Genomic DNA, 16,897 nt, shown 5'->3' with positions numbered 1-16,897 from the left:
CAAGCCGTCACAACGCGGCTAAAATCTTTTCTTGGCACGTCTTCATCAGGGGGATATAACGATTCACGGTTTCATCATCCATCCGATAACTTGGCGCCGTCACGCTAAACGCCCCGTATAGGACGCCGTCCTTATACAGAGGGAACGCGATACAACGGACTTCGTCTTCGTGCTCACAGTTGTCCATCGCGTATCCATTTTTGCGGATTTCTCGCAATGCGGTTCGCAGTGTCGCTGAATCCGTAATCGTGGAGGGCGTGTACCGCCGAAGCTCCGTATTCTGCAGGTAGTGGTCCAGCGCTTCTTCACCCCAGGTGGACAGAAGTGCTTTGCCGATTCCTGTACAGTATAGCGGAGAGGTATTCCCAACCCTCGAGTGCATGCGCACAGCCTGTGTGCTCTCCAACTTTGCGACATAGACCACCATATTCTCGTCCGCGATGCCCAAGTGGACGGTTTCCTTCGTCTCCCGATTGAGGACCTCCAAAAACGGCTGGGCGATAGATGAGATGTCCAACTGTTCGAACGCCCGATGTGCGAGACGTGCCAATCCAGGCCCCAGTGTGTAAGTGGAATCGCTCTGTTTTTTGTGTACAAACCCCACAAGTTGCAACGTCTCCAGCAGTTTGTACACCGTTGCACGGTTCATGTTGAGATCTCGCGCGATTTCACTAACTCCTTTTGAATCCGGTTGATCGGCCATGTATTTGAGGATATCCACGCTCTTCAGGACGGAAGTCCCGTAGGGTGAAGTGTCTTTCAACGGTTTATTCACAGCGCTCACCTTCTGCAGAACGGAATAAAAAATGCGACTTGTAGAATTCTTGTGTCTAATTTATATTATCTCATAGATACAATAGAAACAACGTTTCCTATATGGAAACAAAGTGAAAGCGTTTAAGGAGGTGACCCCGTGGATGTCGTGACGATTGGTGAAAGCATGGTGTTACTGACACCGGACGATGGCGACTCCTTGGAGCAGGCTGTCACGTTCACCAAGCATGTTGCTGGGGCGGAATCGAACGTTGCGATTGCGTTGGCTCGGCTCGGACACCAGGTCTCCTGGCTGAGTAAGGTCGGTTCGGATGGCTTTGGCCGGTATGTCTTGAAAACGCTTCGCGGTGAAGGCGTGGATGTGTCCGGTGTCGGAATCGACGAATCCCGCTCGACGGGTGTCTTCTTCAAAGAGCATACTCGGCTGCACGGAACAAATGTTCAATATTACCGCAAACATTCTGCAGCCAGTGAAATACGCCATACGGATATCGATCAATCCCTGCTTCACGCGGCCCGGTTCTTTCACGTCACAGGTGTGACGCCAGCGCTGAGCGCACAAAATCGGAAGACCGTCGCGGCCTTGTTGAAGGAAGCGCGGTGCAAGGGAATTCAAATCTCTTTTGATCCCAATCTTCGCTATAAACTGTGGTCGATTGACGAGGCAGTTCCGACCCTGTTGGAAATCGCCAGTTATGCGGATATCGTGTTGCCTGGCATCGACGAGGGACGGACCTTGACGGGGCTGTCGACGCCCGAGGACATCGCCGATTCGTTCATGTCTCGCGGCGCCAAACTCGTGGTGGTCAAACTCGGCCCGCAAGGCGCCTACTATCGAACGGCCGACTCACGAGGGTACGTAAACGGTTTTGAAGTCGCACTGGTAGATGAAGTCGGGGCAGGCGACGCGTTTGCCGCAGGACTTCTATCAGGTCTATTGGATCATCTGGATACCGAAGCCGCGGTTCGAAGGGCCTGCGCCCTTGGCGCAATGGCAGTCTGCGGCAAGGGGGATTACGAGACCTTGCCAAGGCGCGACGAACTCGTGGCGTTTATGACAGGACAAAGAACGACCGTTTCGCGGTAATCGAGGAGGTAGATCACGTGAAGATCGCCAAGATGGAGTTATTTCTTGTCCCACCGCGTTGGCTATTTCTGAAACTGACGACGGATGACGGGCTGACAGGGTGGGGTGAACCCATTGTGGAAGGCCACGCTGCCGCTGTGGCAGCGACGGTCAAGGAAATGGAAGATTACATCGTCGGGCAGGACCCAAACCGAATTGAAGATATCTGGCAAGTGTTGTACCGTGCCGGGTTCTATCGCGGAGGGCCGATTCTGATGAGCGCTATCGCCGGCATCGACCAAGCGCTTTGGGACTTGAAAGGCAAGCGCTACAACCTCCCGGTCTATGAGTTTCTTGGCGGGCGCGCCCGCGACAAGGTTCGCGTCTATTCCTGGATTGGTGGCGACAGGCCGGCGGACGTCGGGGCAGCCGCCAGAGAGAAGCGGGAGTTGGGGTTCACCGCGATTAAGATGAACGCATCGGAAGAGATGCACTTCATCGATTCGTATGTCAAGGTCGACGAGGTTTTGCAACGCGTGCAAGCCGTGCGCGATGCCGTAGGTCGAGACTTTGGCATCGCCGTCGACTTTCACGGCCGCATTCACAAACCGATGGCGAAAGTCCTCGCCAAAGAACTGGCACCGTTCAATTTGATGTTCATCGAAGAGCCAGTACTCTCGGAAAATAACGAGGCGCTACGCGAGATTGCGAGGCACACCTCGACGCCGATCGCGACTGGCGAGCGCATGTATACGCGTTGGGATTTCAAAAATCTGCTTGAAGATGGGTATGTGGACATCATTCAACCAGACCTGTCCCATGCGGGTGGGATTTCTGAATCGAAGAAGATCGCCACCATGGCGGAGGCGTATGACGTCACGGTGGCACCTCACTGTCCACTAGGGCCGATTGCGTTGGCGTCTTGTCTGCAGATGGACGCGTGTACGCCGAACGTGTTTATTCAAGAACAGAGCCTAGGTATTCATTACAACAAGACAAATGACTTGCTCGACTATTTAGCAAATCCAACGGTGTTTCATTACGAGAACGGGTTTGTTGCGCTCCCAGATCAGCCGGGACTGGGAATCGAAGTCGATGAGGCGTACGTTCGCAAGGCCGCGGAGGAAGGTCACAACTGGAAGAATCCAGTGTGGCGCAACGAAGACGGAACGGTTGCCGAATGGTGAGGGGGGAATTTCCAATGTCGAAAGTGTATCGACAGAGCGCTCCATTGCGCGCAGAAATTGAAAGCACTGCCGTGCCCCTTGGTGCAGTCGCGCTTTGGAACCTTGGGCAGGCTGGCGTGTTGGTGAAGGGGGCGGCGAGTCGTGGGGCAAACGTCCCCACCATCGCCGTAGATCCGTATCTGACGAGGTCGATTGAGGTCAACGATCCGACCACCGAATTTGTTCGAGAATACGATCCGCCGCTTCAGCCGGAGGACTTGTCCCTTGTCGACGTGGTCCTTTTGACCCATCATCACGACGATCACATGGACCTGGCGACCATTTCTCAACTTCACCGCGCGTCATCGACGACTCGCTTTGTCCTCCCGGCTCCCCATGCTCACCTTCTCTTGGCGTGTGGAGTTGCCGAGGAAGCCCTCGTTTTGGCGCGTGCCGAAGAGCCGATTCAAGTCGGGGAGGTTGAGATAGTACCTGTCGCCGCAGCTCACACGGCCTATGAGACGGATGCAGCAGGGGATCATCTGTATCTAGGGTATGTCATGCGCATCGGAGGCGTCTGTATCTACCACAGCGGCGACACCGTCATCACGGACGCTCTCGTTCAAACCATGCGCGGGATACGCCCGCAAATCGCACTGCTGCCGATCAATGGCGGCGATTACGCTCGCTCAAAACGCGGGATTGTGGGAAATATGACAGCGCGTGAGGCGATCGACTTCGCGGTCGACATCGGAGTCGATTTAATGATGCCGAATCATTACGATATGTTCCCGAACAACCGCGACAATCCTTCGCATCTGGTCGATTACTTGTTTCACGAGCACCGCGACTTGAAGTTTCATATGTCCGCCGTCGGTGAACGGTTCGTGTACTTTCCCTGACGACGGCAGCGTGTCGTGTCGGGTCATCTCGGTGGAAAACGCTTAACTGACGACTAGGGGGGCAAGCCAATGCAATCATCGCGCCCATCGTATACGCAGCGCAACCTAAATTGTGAGTATCTTATGTTCCTCGTGGGTGCTATTTTCGTAGGCTTCATCGTCGCCTGGGTGTTTCCAGTTCAGTACGCGATGATGGCGGATCATGCGCCGAAAGCGGCCGGTTCTGCGATGGGATTTCTATTGATGCTCGTATTTCTCGGAAGCGTGCCTGCTGCGCCGCTGGAAGGGTGGCTCATCCAGGCTGCAGGCGGTTGGAGCACGTCGAGCGGCTACATTGTCGGATTCGTCGTGGCAGCCGCCGCTGCGGTGGTGGCGATGCTGCTACAACTCTTTACGAAGGACGCATCCGCTGTCGTTAAGCGCCATCGCACAGCGGCAAGCGACGTCAGTGCATAACGGTACAAAGGTAGAAGTGTGGGAGGTCTGGTAAAGTGAGCGACGTCATTGCATCGCGACTTCAAGAAACAGGTGTCGTGGCGATCATCCGGGGGATCGATACGAGCGTGATCCATCCACTGGTGCAAGCGCTGTACGACGGCGGAATTCGCCTCGTCGAGGTGACGCTCAACACGGAGGGGGCCCTCGAGGCCATCGCATCCCTCCTGTCCAAGTTTGGAGATTCGATGAGCGTCGGGGCTGGCACCGTGCTCAACGAGCAGCAAGCCCTCGCGGCGAAAGCGCACGGCGCCCAGTTTTTCGTCACGCCAAACGTAGATCGGAGCGTGATCCACGTCGGGGTCGAGGCGAATATCCCTGTCATGGCAGGGGCCCTGACGCCGACTGAAATCTATGACGCATACAGCGCTGGTGCGCAATTTGTGAAAGTTTTCCCGGCTGGTACAATGGGGGCAAGGTACATCAAAGAAGTTCGAGGTCCGCTGGCGAATGTACCGTTGATGGCCGTTGGTGGGGTAACACTTGAGAACGCCGGAGAATTCTTTGACGCGGGTGTGCTCGCTCTAGGGCTGGGCGGCAGCCTGGTCAACAAGGCTGCCGTCGAGCGCGGTGATTACGACGCCATTCGCGAGATGGCCCGTTCCTTTGTCGATTTGTATCGCACCCACAGAGGGTAACTTTCACTTTCTCATCTGCTAAGGTGGAGCAGAACGGCGAAAGCGTGGTCTCTTTGTGACCACGCTTTCTGCGGTTGACGTCACAATATCGCCAGGACTGACCAGAAGGGAGCGAGCCACAGCGTGACGGATCTGTCTATTTTTACACAGCTTCCGCAAGTATTGACTGACTGGATTCCCGACGCGGCCTCCATCGCCATCGCGGACAGGGAAAGATACATGCTGTACCGTCCTGGGACTCACGATTTACACATCGAGCCAGGGGACCTGGTGCCAAAGGGAAGTATCGCAGATCAGGTGTTTCGCCAACAGGAACGCGTCGAGTCGGACGTGGACTCCTCCCTTTTTGGCGTGTCGTACCACGGATTGGGTTATCCGCTTCGGACGCAGGCGGGTGTGGAGTCTGCGCTGACGGTGATCTTGCCACCTGGGCAGTTGATGCAGGTACAACCACTCAGGTTCGTGATGGGACAAGCGGGTGCGATGTGGAGACCCGTTCCCCTCCCGGACATCGCGTATTTCGAAAGCTATCAAAAGAAAACATGGGTGCATACAAATGACGGCTCGCTGACGACAGACCACACGCTTCATTCGCTGGAGCAACGGCTTCCCAGCTATTGCTTTATTCGCATTCATCGCGCGTATATCGTCAACATTTCTTGGATTGACTTCATCCAACGGGACGACCGCTCCAGTCTCGTAGTGACCTTGAAAGACGAATCGAGGACTCGTCTGACGGTATCGCAGACGTACGCGAGGCAGGTCCGACAATCCCTCGGGTTTTGACCCATTTTGCCGTCCGCAGAGCACAATTCACCCACCTCACTCGTCGCCTCTATTCGGGCTCTGTCCGCGATTATCACGTCCTGTCCCAAAACGTCCTCCTGTCCTTCAGAAAGCGTTATAATCCCAAGTAAGAAAGCGCTTTCTCTGTGGATGAGGGGTGAGTATCGATGTTGGAACATCGAATTCGACATATTGGATTGCAATCGCGCGTTATGACGGCAGACGAAGCACAAACGTGGATCCGAGATGGGATGACACTAGGAGTTAGCGGATTCACAAAATCAGGGGATGCCAAGGCCGTACTTCAGGCTTTGGCAAATCGCGTCGAGGAGAGCGGGGAACGGCTTAGTATCGATGTGTACTCAGGGGCGTCCCTCGGTGACACGGATGGTATTCTCAGCGCTCACCATCTGATTCGCCGCCGCTTGCCCTATCAGTCTGACGGTCTCATGAGGGAGGCCATCAACGCCGGCGAGCTGGAATACGTAGATCAGCACTTGAGTCACACTGCGGAGCTTCTGCGCGGCGGAAGCCTAGGGGAGATAGATTTAGCGATTATTGAGGCGACCGCGATTACACAAGACGGCGGTATCATTCCGACGACTTCCGTCGGAAATAGCCCAATCTTCGTGCAACGAGCGAAACATGTCATCGTCGAGATCAATATGAATATCCCGGAAGCGTTCGAAGGCCTGCACGACATCTATCTTCCTCTGGATCGTCCACAGCGGCTGCCCATCCCAATTCGCTCGGTACGCGACCGCATCGGAAGTATGTCTATCCCGTGTGACCCAGAGAAAATCGTCGCAATCGTCCCTTCGACGTTGTCGGACACGCCGTCCAGTATCGTTCCGGCGGATGCCGATACTTTGCGCATGGCTGGCTATATTCTGGATTTTCTCGAGCACGAAGTGCGCTATGGTCGGTTACCAAAGCAACTCGCACCACTCCAAAGCGGCGTCGGTTCCGTGTCGAACGCAGTGCTCAGCGGCCTGGTCAACTCCGCGTTCGAGCATCTGGAGATTTATACGGAAGTGATGCAAGATGCCGTGTTTGAGTTGTTTGACGCGGGGAAAGTGTCGTTTGCATCCGCCTCGTCGTTGACTCTGTCGGAGCACAAGGCACGGCGTGTGACGAACGACATCGCTCGCTATCGCGACAGAATGATTTTACGACCACAGGAAATATCAAACCATCCCGAGGTCGTCCGCCGGCTTGGGGTCATCGCGATGAATACGGCCCTCGAGGCGGACATATACGGAAACGTCAATTCCACACACGTATTTGGGACTCACATGATGAACGGCATCGGAGGTTCCGGGGATTTCGCAAGAAACGCGGCACTCACGGTGTTTGTGACGAAATCGGTGGCCAAAGGCGGGCGCGTTTCCAGTATCGTGCCGTTTGTGACACACGTCGATCACACCGAGCACGACGTAGACGTACTCGTGACTGAGCGAGGGCTTGCCGATTTACGCGGGCTCTCACCACGTCAGCGCGCGCGCACCATCATCAGTACCTTGGCGCATCCAGACTACCGGGATGCCCTCCTCGACTATTTTGAGAGAGCACAGCGTCGCGGTGGACAGACGCCGCACCTTCTTGAAGAGGCGTTGTCTTGGCACAATCGTTTTCGTGAAACAGGGGACATGAGGAAAACGAAAAATCTCGCCCGGGTGATGTGAGCGAGAAAGTATCGGTGAGCCGTGTGCAGCGGCGCAGCCAGCCGCGGCCAAAGCACAGTTCTGAATGGGTAACCGACCGCCTTATCTGTGCATGTTTCAGTGTGGAGGCAACAGCGTACGGCAGGTACGCTGCTGCCGGTTACCATGGGCTCAATCTGCCACATTGACGCATGCGTGTGGGGTGAGCCACCTACGAGGCCGCCTGACATTTCGAACAGTATCCATAAATTTCAAAACGATGGTTTGTTACCTGGAAGTTGCCGATTTCACTCGACAAATCTGCCATTGGGCACGTGTCTATGGCAAACGTGGAACCGCATCCGAGGCATACCAAATGGTGATGATGCTCTTCATGACACATCAGGCGATAACGAGCGGCACCATCCCGGAATTCCATATGTTCAATGACGTTGTTTTCTAGCAACGTGGCTAACGTGCGATAAACCGTGTCGTAGCTAATATTTGAATACATCTCTTTCAGATGCTCGTAGACTTCTTTTGCCGACATATATTTATCCTTGTGTCGAACGAAAAAATCGACCGTCTCCCGACGTTTCCCGGTAAATTTCAGACCGGCACGTTTGAGTTTTTGTAAGATTTCCTCTGTGGTGGTCTGCATCTCCCCGGCTCCTCTCATTCACACAAGAATAAAATACGATAGGCAGTTAATCAATTTCAAATGTATTATCGTATATCCAAGTGAGGTTGACAAATGAATCATCGGGCTGTCCTGTGCCTTTCCTATTTGACATAGGGCGAGTCGGTAAACGGTCACGTCCTGTCGTTCCAGGGTGCACTTGTTGCGGCCCAGTCCTCATCGCTTTGCGGGGGTCTTATTTACGGGGGCACCCGCGGCCTTTGTCGGGCTAAACAACGGTATGTGAAGCGCACGGGGCGGCGTTCCGAGACAGCGGATGTGGCCCTACTGGAGAGCTGATTCGACTGACCGTATGTCGACCCTTTATGCAATGGGCGGGTTCTCGGTCCATCGCTTTACTTTTTTGACCAGCGTGGAGTGATCGACGCCTAGCGCCTCTGCTGCCTTGCGAAAAGACCCATGTTGACTGAGGGCCTCCATCACGACCTGCTGTTCAAATCGGTCCAGTCTCTGTTTGAGTGACCGCGCGCGCTTCGTATCTTGCCTACTCTGGACGTGAATCGGCAAGTGATGTGGTTCGATGGTGAGAGACGGTACCGAGACAACCAGATTTTCCATCAGGTTTTTCAGCTCGCGAACGTTGCCTGGCCAAGGGTACTGATGGAGCGTATCCACTGTATCCTGTCGCAGTCGCTTTGCGACCCGATATTTTGTGCAGTAGTAGTGGAAGTAGTGTTCGATGAGGGCGATTGCGTCCTGTGGCCGCTGACTCAGCGGGGGAATTCGGACTTCGACCACCTGTAAGCGATAATACAGATCTTCCCGAAATCGTCCGTCCTGAACGAGTTTGCGGAGGTCTTGATTGGTCGCGGAAATGACCCGCACGTCGACCGACCGAGGACGCGTGCCACCCACGCGCAGGACGGTTAGATCCTGAAGTACCCTCAACAATTTCGCTTGGATGGAGGGGGGCATATCACCGATTTCATCGAGTAGAATCGTCCCGCCATCGGCGAGCTCAAACAGGCCCGCTTTCCCGTCGCGGCGCGCGCCTGTGAATGCGCCGGGCTCGTACCCAAACAGCTCCGACTCCAGCAATGCATCTGGAATGGCGGCACAATTCACCTTGATGAACGGCTTCTGACTGCGTTGGCTCAAATCGTGAATACAGTTTGCAATGACCTCTTTGCCGACGCCGGAGGGCCCGGAAATGAGTACACTTGTGGGAAATGGGGCAACTTGTTTGACCCGATTCACAACCTCCTGCATCTGTTTACTTTTTGCGATGACCTTCGGACCTCGCTCTAACGCCACGTGGTATTGGTGCTTGTTCAACTCGGATAGCCCGATTGCCTTTTCCAGCTCCGCAGTCACGCGGTTGAGGTGGGTGATATCGCGGACACTCGTCACGATGAGTTGGATGCGCCCCTTGTCGTCGAGCACTGGATTGCCTGTGACTATCACTTCTTTTCCGTTTTTCAACGTCTGCATCAAGGACATCGGTCGCTTGGTTTCCCGCACGAGGACGGAGACGGATTGGTTAAAAAAACCGTCCTCTGTCAAATCGGTCATGGTCCGGCCAATCAAATCTTCTCGATTGGACCCTGACAGTTCCTCGTATGCGGAGTTGACCAACAGCGTCCGGCACTCGCCATCCACTACGTACACTCCGTCCGGAAACCACTCGATGATCTCGGCTAGTTCGTTGTGCAGCCGCAAATCCATGTTTCATCTCCAGCCTCCACCCGTTTTACGCAAAGGGAATCCACCTGTCGGTGAATTTCGTCACCTTAGGTGAAATATATCACCGGCGATTTTCGCGGACAATGCCATTCGGGGAAAAGATGTGGTGAATATTTTCACCAAATCCGTCGCGACCGTTGTTGCAGTCGCCCAGTGAACCCACGTCTCATCGTGTTGGCATGGAATTTGCTTAAGTCTATGCGCGCAACCAAAAGTTGGGAGCGTATATTTGGGGGGACATCGATGCCAGGATCAAAAACAACTTGCAATGGAAGACCATCAAGCGAGACGAGGACGGCGTCAATTTGGCGCAAGGGGTGAACGTGTTGAACTTCGGCAGCGGTCACGCCTGGGGGATGCTCGGACTGCAAGTATCGCTTCCCGAGTACGGAAATATCATCCTGGCCTCAGATGCGATTTATACCGCCGAAAGTTACGGCCCTCCGGTCAAACCCCCCGGCATCATCTATGATTCCGTGGGATTTGTGAACACGGTTGAGCGCATTCGCAAAATTGCGGCGAAAACCAACTCTGAAGTCTGGTTTGGCCACGACGCACAACAGTTTCAGGCGTTTCGCAAGTCGACGGAAGGCTACTACGAATAAACGACGTCGTGCAAGGCGTACGTCAATACAGAGGGGAGCTATGTCGAAATGAAAACACGCGCAGCCGTACTCTATGAAATGGGTTTGCCGGCACCTTACGCAGACAGTAAGCCGTTAAAAATTGAGACACTCGATCTCGATGCACCAGGCCCCGGCGAAGTCCTCGTCCGCATCCGGGCAGCCGGTCTCTGTCACTCCGACCTGTCCGTGATCAACGGCAGCCGCCCGCGACCCATGCCGATGGCACTCGGCCATGAAGCGGCGGGTGAGGTAGTCGAGGTGGGACCTGGCGTCGGAGATTTGCGAGCGGGTGACCATGTCGTGTGCGCATTTGTCCCGAGTTGTGGCCACTGCCTGCCATGCCAAGAGGGGCGGCCGGCACTGTGTGAACCTGGAGCCGCGGCCAATGGAGCGGGCACGCTTTTGTCTGGTGAACGCCGGCTCCATCTCGACGGACGCCAGGTTCAGCATCACCTAGGCGTTTCCGGTTTTGCGGAGTACGCGGTGATCTCGCGGAACTCACTTGTGAAAGTCGACAGCGAAGTGCCTTTTGACGAAGTGGCCATCTTTGGCTGCGCCATCATGACCGGTGTCGGTGCCGTGGTGAACACGGCGAAAGTATCCGCCGGTAGCAGTGTTGCCATCGTGGGGCTCGGCGGAGTTGGGCTCAGTGCACTGCTCGGCGCCAAGGTCGCCGGTGCACGCCGCATTGTCGCAGTCGACGTCAATCCGGCAAAGCTGGAGTTGGCGCGCGACCTCGGGGCCACCGACGCGTTCGACGCGCGAGACCCTGACGTGGTGGAGCACGTTCGTTCCATCACGAACGGAGGCGTCGAGTACGCGTTTGAAACAGCGGGGGCCGTCCCTGCGATGCATACGGCATTTGCGATCACACGCCGCGGGTGCACGACGGTGACCACAGGATTGCCGGATCCGAGCCATTTGTTTTCGTTTCCCCAGGTGACACTCACGGCCGAGGAGCGCACCATCAAGGGATCGTACGTGGGAAGTTGCATTCCGTCGAGAGATATCCCAAGGTACATTGAGCTGTACCGACAGGGCCGACTCCCAGTCGACAGACTAGTGACCGACCGATTGCCGCTCGAGCGGATCAACTCGGGGTTTGACCGCTTGGCACAAGGCCAAGCTTCACGGCTCATCGTCACGCTGTAATATCCGTGCGCGGGGATAGTGACGGCGATCTCACTCGCACCTTCACCCAAGTGAGTGAAGGGCGATGCGGCGAGCGCGACAGGGTTATAAGGAGGCCAGATCTATGGAACTGGGAACTTATCAAAATTTTATCGGTGGGCGATGGACAAACGGAACGTCAAACGAGGTGTTTATGGTCAAAAACCCCGCCACTGAGGAGGTCATTGCAGCTGTACCCAACGCGAGTACTGGTGACGTACAGGCCGCAATCGATGCCGCAGCGGCGGTACAAGCGGAGTGGGCGGATACGCTCGCGGCGGAGCGGGCAGCGATTCTGCGCGATGCAGCGCGCTTGATGCGGGAGCGTGTGGACCACCTTGCACACACGATGACGCTCGAGGAAGGGAAGCCGCTTGCTGAAGCGCGCGGCGAGGTGAACTATGCCGCCTCCTTTTTTGATTGGTTTGCGGAGGAGGCGATGCGCATCTACGGCGACACCATTCCGTCCAGTTCGCGTGATAAGCGGATTGTCGTACTGAAGCGACCGGTCGGCGTCACCGCAGCCGTCACGCCGTGGAATTTCCCGGCGGCCATGATTACGAGAAAGCTGGGGCCGGCTTTGGCGGCTGGGTGCACGATGATTGTGAAGCCGTCTGAGCTCACTCCGCTGTCCGCGCTTGAGATAGCTCGGATACTCGAGGAAGCCGGCTTGCCGCAAGGGGTTCTGTCGGTCGTCAGCGGAACGGAAGCCAGCGCGCTCGTCAAGGTGATCATGGATGATTTTCGCGTGCGCAAGGTCTCGTTCACCGGATCGACTGAAGTTGGAAAAATCCTCATGCGGCAAGCGGCGGACACGATGAAGCGCGTGTCGCTCGAACTTGGCGGGCACGCCCCCTTCATCGTGTTTGACGACGCGGACCTCGCGGCAGCCGTGAATCACGCCGTCCTCTGCAAAATGCGCGGCATGGGCGAGACCTGCGTGTCCGCAAATCGCTTTTACGTGCACCGTGCGGTTTATGAAGCGTTTACGCTGCAATTGGCAGAGCGAATGGGTCGCATGAAAGTTGGCAACGGACTGCTGGACGGCATTTCGGTGGGGCCGCTCATCGAACGAGACGGTGTCGCGAAGGTCGAGAGACACGTTGCCGATGCCGTGGCCAAAGGCGCGAAAGTCGTCATCGGGGGACGGCGGATCGGGGAGACAGGGTACTTCTTTGAGCCGACCGTGCTTGCCAATGTCGATCACTCGATGCTCATCACGCAAGAGGAGACGTTTGGCCCAGTCGCCGCCGTGATTCCGTTTGACACGGAAGAAGAAGTGATTCGACAGGCCAACAGTACCCCGTACGGCCTCGCATCGTATTTCTTTACCCGGGATGTGGGGCGCGTGTTCCGACTGGCTGAGAAATTGGAATATGGCATCATTGGGGCGAACGATGGCATGCCGTCGACGGCACAGGCTCCATTTGGCGGGATCAAGTCGTCTGGTCTCGGACGTGAGGGGAGCATGTATGGGATTCAAGAGTACCTTGACATCAAATACGTCTCCCTTGGCGGTATCCAAAGCTGAATTGAATGCAGATGCCGCTCGTCTTTGGCGCGATGTCGTCGGCTGGCGGCAAGGAGCAGCAAAGCGTGTTTGATTCGTGGAACGCCCAGAGTTTCTCTGCGGCGTTCCTTTTTATTCCCGATTGACTTGTCGCAATATTGAGAGATGATCTAGGTAGTAGCTGTCGTCGCGTGGCCATAAATCGAGATGTCACTGCAACTTCGGAGGTGAACAACGGTGTACATGAGTTTTGACCTTCACCAGGAACAAAAGCAAAAACTGGCCATCACGACACAAATGAAGCAGGCCATCGACGTGCTTCGATTTACGGGGGAAGAGCTATCCGAATGGGTCGAAGAGTTTTCGATGGCCAATCCATTCGTCGAGGTCTCTCCTCGGACCCCTTCATCCACATCTCAAAGCGCCTATCCCGTATCGCGGAAAACCGTGGGAAGCGGCGCGGCGGCGGCCCCTATTGAACAGCGCGTGGCGGTTCGTCAGACGATGACGGATGTCGTCGCAGAGCAGGTCCGATTGCTCTCCAATGACCCAAAAGTGACGAGGGTCGCGCTATTTCTTACGGGACTGCTCGAGGACAGTGGGTATCTGCGCGAGACGGATGAGGAGTTGGTCGCGCTGTGTGGGGCGGATAGGGCCACTGTCCAATCGGCGGTCGCCTTGCTGCAGGAAGTCGAGCCAGCGGGCATCGGCGCCCGAAATCTCCACGATTGCCTGCTTTTACAACTGAGACAAGTGCCTTCGAAACGGCGTGCGCTCGCAGAAACCCTGGTCCGCCATCACCTGGAGGACGTCGCGACCCACAAATTCTCCAAGATCGCAACAGCGTTGCATGTGGACGTGGAGGAGGTGCGGGCGGCGGTCGCCATCATCAAGGAACTGAATCCGCGCCCGGGGCTCGTGTTGGGTGACACGGTCCCACAACATATCATCCCAGACGTCGTGGTAAAAAAGGTAGACGGGATGTTTCGAGCGGTCGATAGCGAGTGGTCGCTGTCCCGCGTGCACGTGAATCGGTCGTATGTGCGGATGTTTGACAGCGCCCCTGACCTCGCCACGAAACAGTTCCTGCGACAGCACTTGCAGTCTGCGAGCTGGTTGAGTCACTGCCTGGAGAAGAGGCAGGCCACAGTCCTCCGCGTGGCCAGTGCCATTGTCAGCCGACAACAAGCGTTCTTCGAGGCCGGACCATGCGCGCTCGAGCCGATGACACTGCGCCAAATCGCCGATCAGCTCGAGTTGCACGAGTCTACCATCAGCCGTGCGGTCCGAGGAAAATATATGGATACCCCGCAAGGAGTACTAGAGTTTAAATATTTCTTCACAGCAGAGTTGAAGTCCGAAGGCGGGGCCATTTCCACGCAGGCGGCCAAGCAATGGATTCGAACCTTCATCGCGCAGGAGGATGCAACCCGACCACTGTCTGATGAGGAGCTGGCGAAGCGACTGCGCGAACAGGGGATTTCGCTGGCGCGGCGGACGGTCGCGAAGTATCGAGAAGAATTGAACATCCCTACATCACAGCGGAGGCGGCGCTATGAATGAGGCCCACACGGCGATTTGCTTGCAGTTGTGAGGAACGTGCGACTATCGTCACGGTTTCTGCTCCATATCTGTCGGGCGCCACGGTGGCACACGTGGTACACTCATAATGACGGATATTAACGATACAGGAGTGGCATAAGTGCCGGTAGAATCCACGAAACAGCAAGGAACGCAGATAGAGCGGCGGACATTCGCCATCATTTCGCACCCCGACGCGGGGAAGACGACGTTGACCGAAAAATTGTTGCTATTCGGCGGCGCCATTCGCGAAGCGGGTGCCGTCAAGGGCAAGAAGGCGAGACGCCATGCGACATCCGACTGGATGGAAATCGAGAAGCAAAGAGGAATTTCCGTTACGTCGACCGTGTTGCAGTTTTCCTACCGCAATCGACGCATCAACATCCTCGATACGCCTGGTCACGAAGACTTTAGCGAGGACACGTATCGCACCCTCACTGCGGCCGACAGCGCCGTGATGCTGATTGACGCTGCGAAGGGCGTAGAGCCGCAAACCATCAAACTGTTTGAAGTCTGTCGGATGCGTGGCATTCCGATTTTCACATTCATCAATAAGCTCGACCGCCAAGGGAAGGACCCGCTTGCGCTGCTCGAGGAGATAGAGGAGGTGCTTGGCATCCGCTCGTGCCCGATGAACTGGCCCATCGGCATGGGTCAGGAATTCCAGGGGATCTATAATCGGGCGGATTGTCGATTTGAGCGCTTTACGGAACGTGGGGAGGAGACGGAGGACATCCAGGTGGAAGACATCGACCATCCTAGCCTTCGTGAAGTGCTTGGACCAGATTTACACGACCAATTGAAAGACGAAGTGATGCTCTTGGATATCGCGGGGGACCCGTTCGACGAAGAACTCGTGGGCCGTGGACAGCTTACCCCTGTCTTTTTCGGCAGCGCCATCGCGAATTTCGGGGTGGAGACGTTCCTGAATCAGTTTATCGATCTCGCCCCTGCCCCAGGTCCTCGCCAAACGGACGCCGGGGTCATCGAGCCGACCAATCCGTCGTTTTCCGGATTCGTGTTCAAGATCCAGGCCAACATGAATCCTGCGCATCGTGACAGGGTCGCCTTCATCCGCATCTGTTCCGGCAAGTTCGAGCGCGGGATGAACGTGCTTCACGTGCGCACCGGCAAAAAGGCGAACCTCGCCCAGCCGCAGCAGTTTTTTGGGCAGGGCCGCGAGATCATCGACGAAGCGTACCCTGGGGATATCATCGGCATTTTCGATCCCGGTCTATTTCGCATCGGTGACACGCTGACGGAGAGCGGACGCTTCCACTTCGAGAAGTTGCCGCAGTTCTCCCCTGAGCATTTTGCACGTGTGTATGTCAAAAACACCCTGAAGTATAAGCAATTTCACAAGGGGATCGAACAACTGTCCGAGGAAGGTGCCATCCAGGTGTTTCGGCAGGCCAACCGGACCGAGGACATGGTGCTTGGCGCAGTCGGCCAGTTGCAGTTTGAAGTCTTTCAGTACCGGATGAAGTCGGAATACGGAACGGATGTGGAACTGTACAACCTGCCTTACTCGTTCGCGCGATGGATTGAGTCGTCTGACGACATTGAGAAGCTCAACTACGACCGCCATTCCATCATTGTCGTCAAAGACAAAGACGATAGGCTCGTCATGCTCTTCCCGAATGAATTTTCGATTCGTTTGGTCCTCGACAAGAACCCAGGTGTCGTGCTGCATTCGACTTCCTACGGAATGTAATCACGGCCGTATGGCGACGGACCGGGCATGTATCGGAGGTACCATGAGCACAACCAAAGTTGCACACGCGTTTAGCAATCTCGTCAGAGAGATTCGAAAGAAGCATGTCGGTAAGGGCCCGGAACAAATCACAACGCGATTTGTCGGCCCTTGGGCCGTTTGTGAAATGAAGGGCAATCTGACCAGTGTGGAGAAATTTGCTGTCGGGTCGGAGGACGGGAGACGGTTGGTCCGCGAACTTCGCACGACGTTTATCAAACAGATTTATCAAGACGCGGCATTGCGAGCGGACGTCGAAAAGGTTGTCGGGGCGAAACTGATTACGTTGTTTTGCGATTTCGACGTCGACCTAGATATTGCCATGACGGTTTACGTATTTGATCGTCCGCTGGGGCTCGACGACGAAAACGCGATTTGATAGACTTGGGGGTAACAACAAAATC

Annotated in this window: 15 protein-coding genes and 1 pseudogene; 13 read left to right on the top strand and 3 right to left on the bottom strand. The window is 55.7% G+C overall.

What is annotated here, in order from left to right; genetic code table 11:
* Nucleotides 1-7: 7 nt before the first annotated feature.
* Nucleotides 8-775 (bottom strand): IclR family transcriptional regulator, encoded by a 768-nt coding sequence (locus NZD89_RS23360; protein ID WP_268005082.1) that lies wholly within the window; start codon nt 773-775, stop codon nt 8-10.
* A 138-nt stretch (nt 776-913) separates the two neighbouring features.
* Between NZD89_RS23360 and NZD89_RS23355 the strand changes: the two genes are divergently transcribed.
* The 7 genes from NZD89_RS23355 to scpC all read left to right on the top strand — a co-directional run bounded on the left by NZD89_RS23355 (nt 914) and on the right by scpC (nt 7,512).
* On the top strand, nt 914-1,861 hold the full coding sequence (locus NZD89_RS23355; RefSeq protein WP_268005081.1) for a sugar kinase: 948 nt from the start codon (nt 914-916) through the stop codon (nt 1,859-1,861).
* 17 nt (nt 1,862-1,878) lie between these two features.
* Entirely contained in the window at nt 1,879-3,027 is a 1,149-nt protein-coding gene (dgoD, locus tag NZD89_RS23350) for a galactonate dehydratase (RefSeq protein WP_268005080.1), read from the top strand.
* A 14-nt stretch (nt 3,028-3,041) separates the two neighbouring features.
* Nucleotides 3,042-3,908: an MBL fold metallo-hydrolase gene (locus NZD89_RS23345; RefSeq protein WP_268005079.1), complete on the top strand. Its 867-nt coding sequence runs from the start codon at nt 3,042-3,044 to the stop codon at nt 3,906-3,908.
* Nucleotides 3,909-3,977: 69 nt separating this feature from the next.
* Complete coding sequence (locus NZD89_RS23340; RefSeq protein ID WP_268005078.1) at nt 3,978-4,364, top strand: MFS transporter; 387 nt, start codon at nt 3,978-3,980, stop codon at nt 4,362-4,364.
* 35 nt (nt 4,365-4,399) lie between these two features.
* Nucleotides 4,400-5,041 (top strand): bifunctional 4-hydroxy-2-oxoglutarate aldolase/2-dehydro-3-deoxy-phosphogluconate aldolase, encoded by a 642-nt coding sequence (locus tag NZD89_RS23335; RefSeq protein ID WP_268005076.1) that lies wholly within the window; start codon nt 4,400-4,402, stop codon nt 5,039-5,041.
* Nucleotides 5,042-5,164: 123 nt separating this feature from the next.
* On the top strand, nt 5,165-5,827 hold the full coding sequence (locus tag NZD89_RS23330) for a LytTR family DNA-binding domain-containing protein (protein ID WP_268005075.1): 663 nt from the start codon (nt 5,165-5,167) through the stop codon (nt 5,825-5,827).
* A 167-nt stretch (nt 5,828-5,994) separates the two neighbouring features.
* Nucleotides 5,995-7,512, top strand: coding sequence for a succinyl-CoA:acetate CoA-transferase ScpC (gene scpC, locus NZD89_RS23325; RefSeq protein ID WP_268005074.1), 1,518 nt, complete (start codon nt 5,995-5,997; stop codon nt 7,510-7,512).
* A gap of 190 nt (nt 7,513-7,702) precedes the next feature.
* Here the strand turns inward: scpC and NZD89_RS23320 are convergent, their stop codons facing one another.
* Nucleotides 7,703-8,131, bottom strand: coding sequence for a Fur family transcriptional regulator (locus tag NZD89_RS23320; protein ID WP_268005073.1), 429 nt, complete (start codon nt 8,129-8,131; stop codon nt 7,703-7,705).
* A gap of 342 nt (nt 8,132-8,473) precedes the next feature.
* Complete coding sequence (locus tag NZD89_RS23315) at nt 8,474-9,835, bottom strand: sigma-54 interaction domain-containing protein (RefSeq protein ID WP_268005072.1); 1,362 nt, start codon at nt 9,833-9,835, stop codon at nt 8,474-8,476.
* A 215-nt stretch (nt 9,836-10,050) separates the two neighbouring features.
* Here NZD89_RS23315 and NZD89_RS23310 point away from each other — a divergent pair.
* The 6 genes and pseudogenes from NZD89_RS23310 to NZD89_RS23285 all read left to right on the top strand — a co-directional run.
* A pseudogene (locus tag NZD89_RS23310) lies at nt 10,051-10,458 on the top strand (MBL fold metallo-hydrolase); the annotation flags it as partial.
* 48 nt (nt 10,459-10,506) lie between these two features.
* Nucleotides 10,507-11,631, top strand: coding sequence for a zinc-dependent alcohol dehydrogenase family protein (locus tag NZD89_RS23305; RefSeq protein WP_268005071.1), 1,125 nt, complete (start codon nt 10,507-10,509; stop codon nt 11,629-11,631).
* Between the two features lie 103 nt (nt 11,632-11,734).
* Complete coding sequence (locus NZD89_RS23300; RefSeq protein ID WP_268005069.1) at nt 11,735-13,180, top strand: NAD-dependent succinate-semialdehyde dehydrogenase; 1,446 nt, start codon at nt 11,735-11,737, stop codon at nt 13,178-13,180.
* A 222-nt stretch (nt 13,181-13,402) separates the two neighbouring features.
* Nucleotides 13,403-14,722 carry an RNA polymerase factor sigma-54 gene (rpoN, locus tag NZD89_RS23295; RefSeq protein WP_268008592.1) on the top strand — a complete coding sequence of 440 codons (1,320 nt, stop codon included), beginning with the start codon at nt 13,403-13,405 and terminating at the stop codon, nt 14,720-14,722.
* 139 nt (nt 14,723-14,861) lie between these two features.
* Nucleotides 14,862-16,454: a peptide chain release factor 3 gene (locus NZD89_RS23290; RefSeq protein WP_268005068.1), complete on the top strand. Its 1,593-nt coding sequence runs from the start codon at nt 14,862-14,864 to the stop codon at nt 16,452-16,454.
* 43 nt (nt 16,455-16,497) lie between these two features.
* Nucleotides 16,498-16,872 (top strand): Na-translocating system protein MpsC family protein, encoded by a 375-nt coding sequence (locus NZD89_RS23285; protein WP_268005067.1) that lies wholly within the window; start codon nt 16,498-16,500, stop codon nt 16,870-16,872.
* Nucleotides 16,873-16,897 lie beyond the last annotated feature (25 nt).

The organism is Alicyclobacillus fastidiosus (genome assembly GCF_026651875.1).
Taxonomy (GTDB): Bacteria; Bacillota; Bacilli; order Alicyclobacillales; family Alicyclobacillaceae; genus Alicyclobacillus; species Alicyclobacillus fastidiosus.
Note: the sequence above shows the minus strand (reverse complement) of the source record. Positions and strands in the feature narration are given on the sequence as shown.

What these genes read in the sequence shown, in the direction of transcription:
- NZD89_RS23340 (WP_268005078.1), top strand. Translation starts at nt 3,978, where the DNA reads ATGCAATCATCGCGCCCATCGTATACGCAGCGCAACCTAAATTGTGAG.
- NZD89_RS23320 (WP_268005073.1), bottom strand. Translation starts at nt 8,131, where the DNA reads ATGCAGACCACCACAGAGGAAATCTTACAAAAACTCAAACGTGCCGGT.
- NZD89_RS23300 (WP_268005069.1), top strand. Translation starts at nt 11,735, where the DNA reads ATGGAACTGGGAACTTATCAAAATTTTATCGGTGGGCGATGGACAAAC.
- scpC (WP_268005074.1), top strand. Translation starts at nt 5,995, where the DNA reads ATGTTGGAACATCGAATTCGACATATTGGATTGCAATCGCGCGTTATG.
- NZD89_RS23315 (WP_268005072.1), bottom strand. Translation starts at nt 9,835, where the DNA reads ATGGATTTGCGGCTGCACAACGAACTAGCCGAGATCATCGAGTGGTTT.
- NZD89_RS23285 (WP_268005067.1), top strand. Translation starts at nt 16,498, where the DNA reads ATGAGCACAACCAAAGTTGCACACGCGTTTAGCAATCTCGTCAGAGAG.
- NZD89_RS23345 (WP_268005079.1), top strand. Translation starts at nt 3,042, where the DNA reads ATGTCGAAAGTGTATCGACAGAGCGCTCCATTGCGCGCAGAAATTGAA.
- rpoN (WP_268008592.1), top strand. Translation starts at nt 13,403, where the DNA reads ATGAGTTTTGACCTTCACCAGGAACAAAAGCAAAAACTGGCCATCACG.
- NZD89_RS23305 (WP_268005071.1), top strand. Translation starts at nt 10,507, where the DNA reads ATGAAAACACGCGCAGCCGTACTCTATGAAATGGGTTTGCCGGCACCT.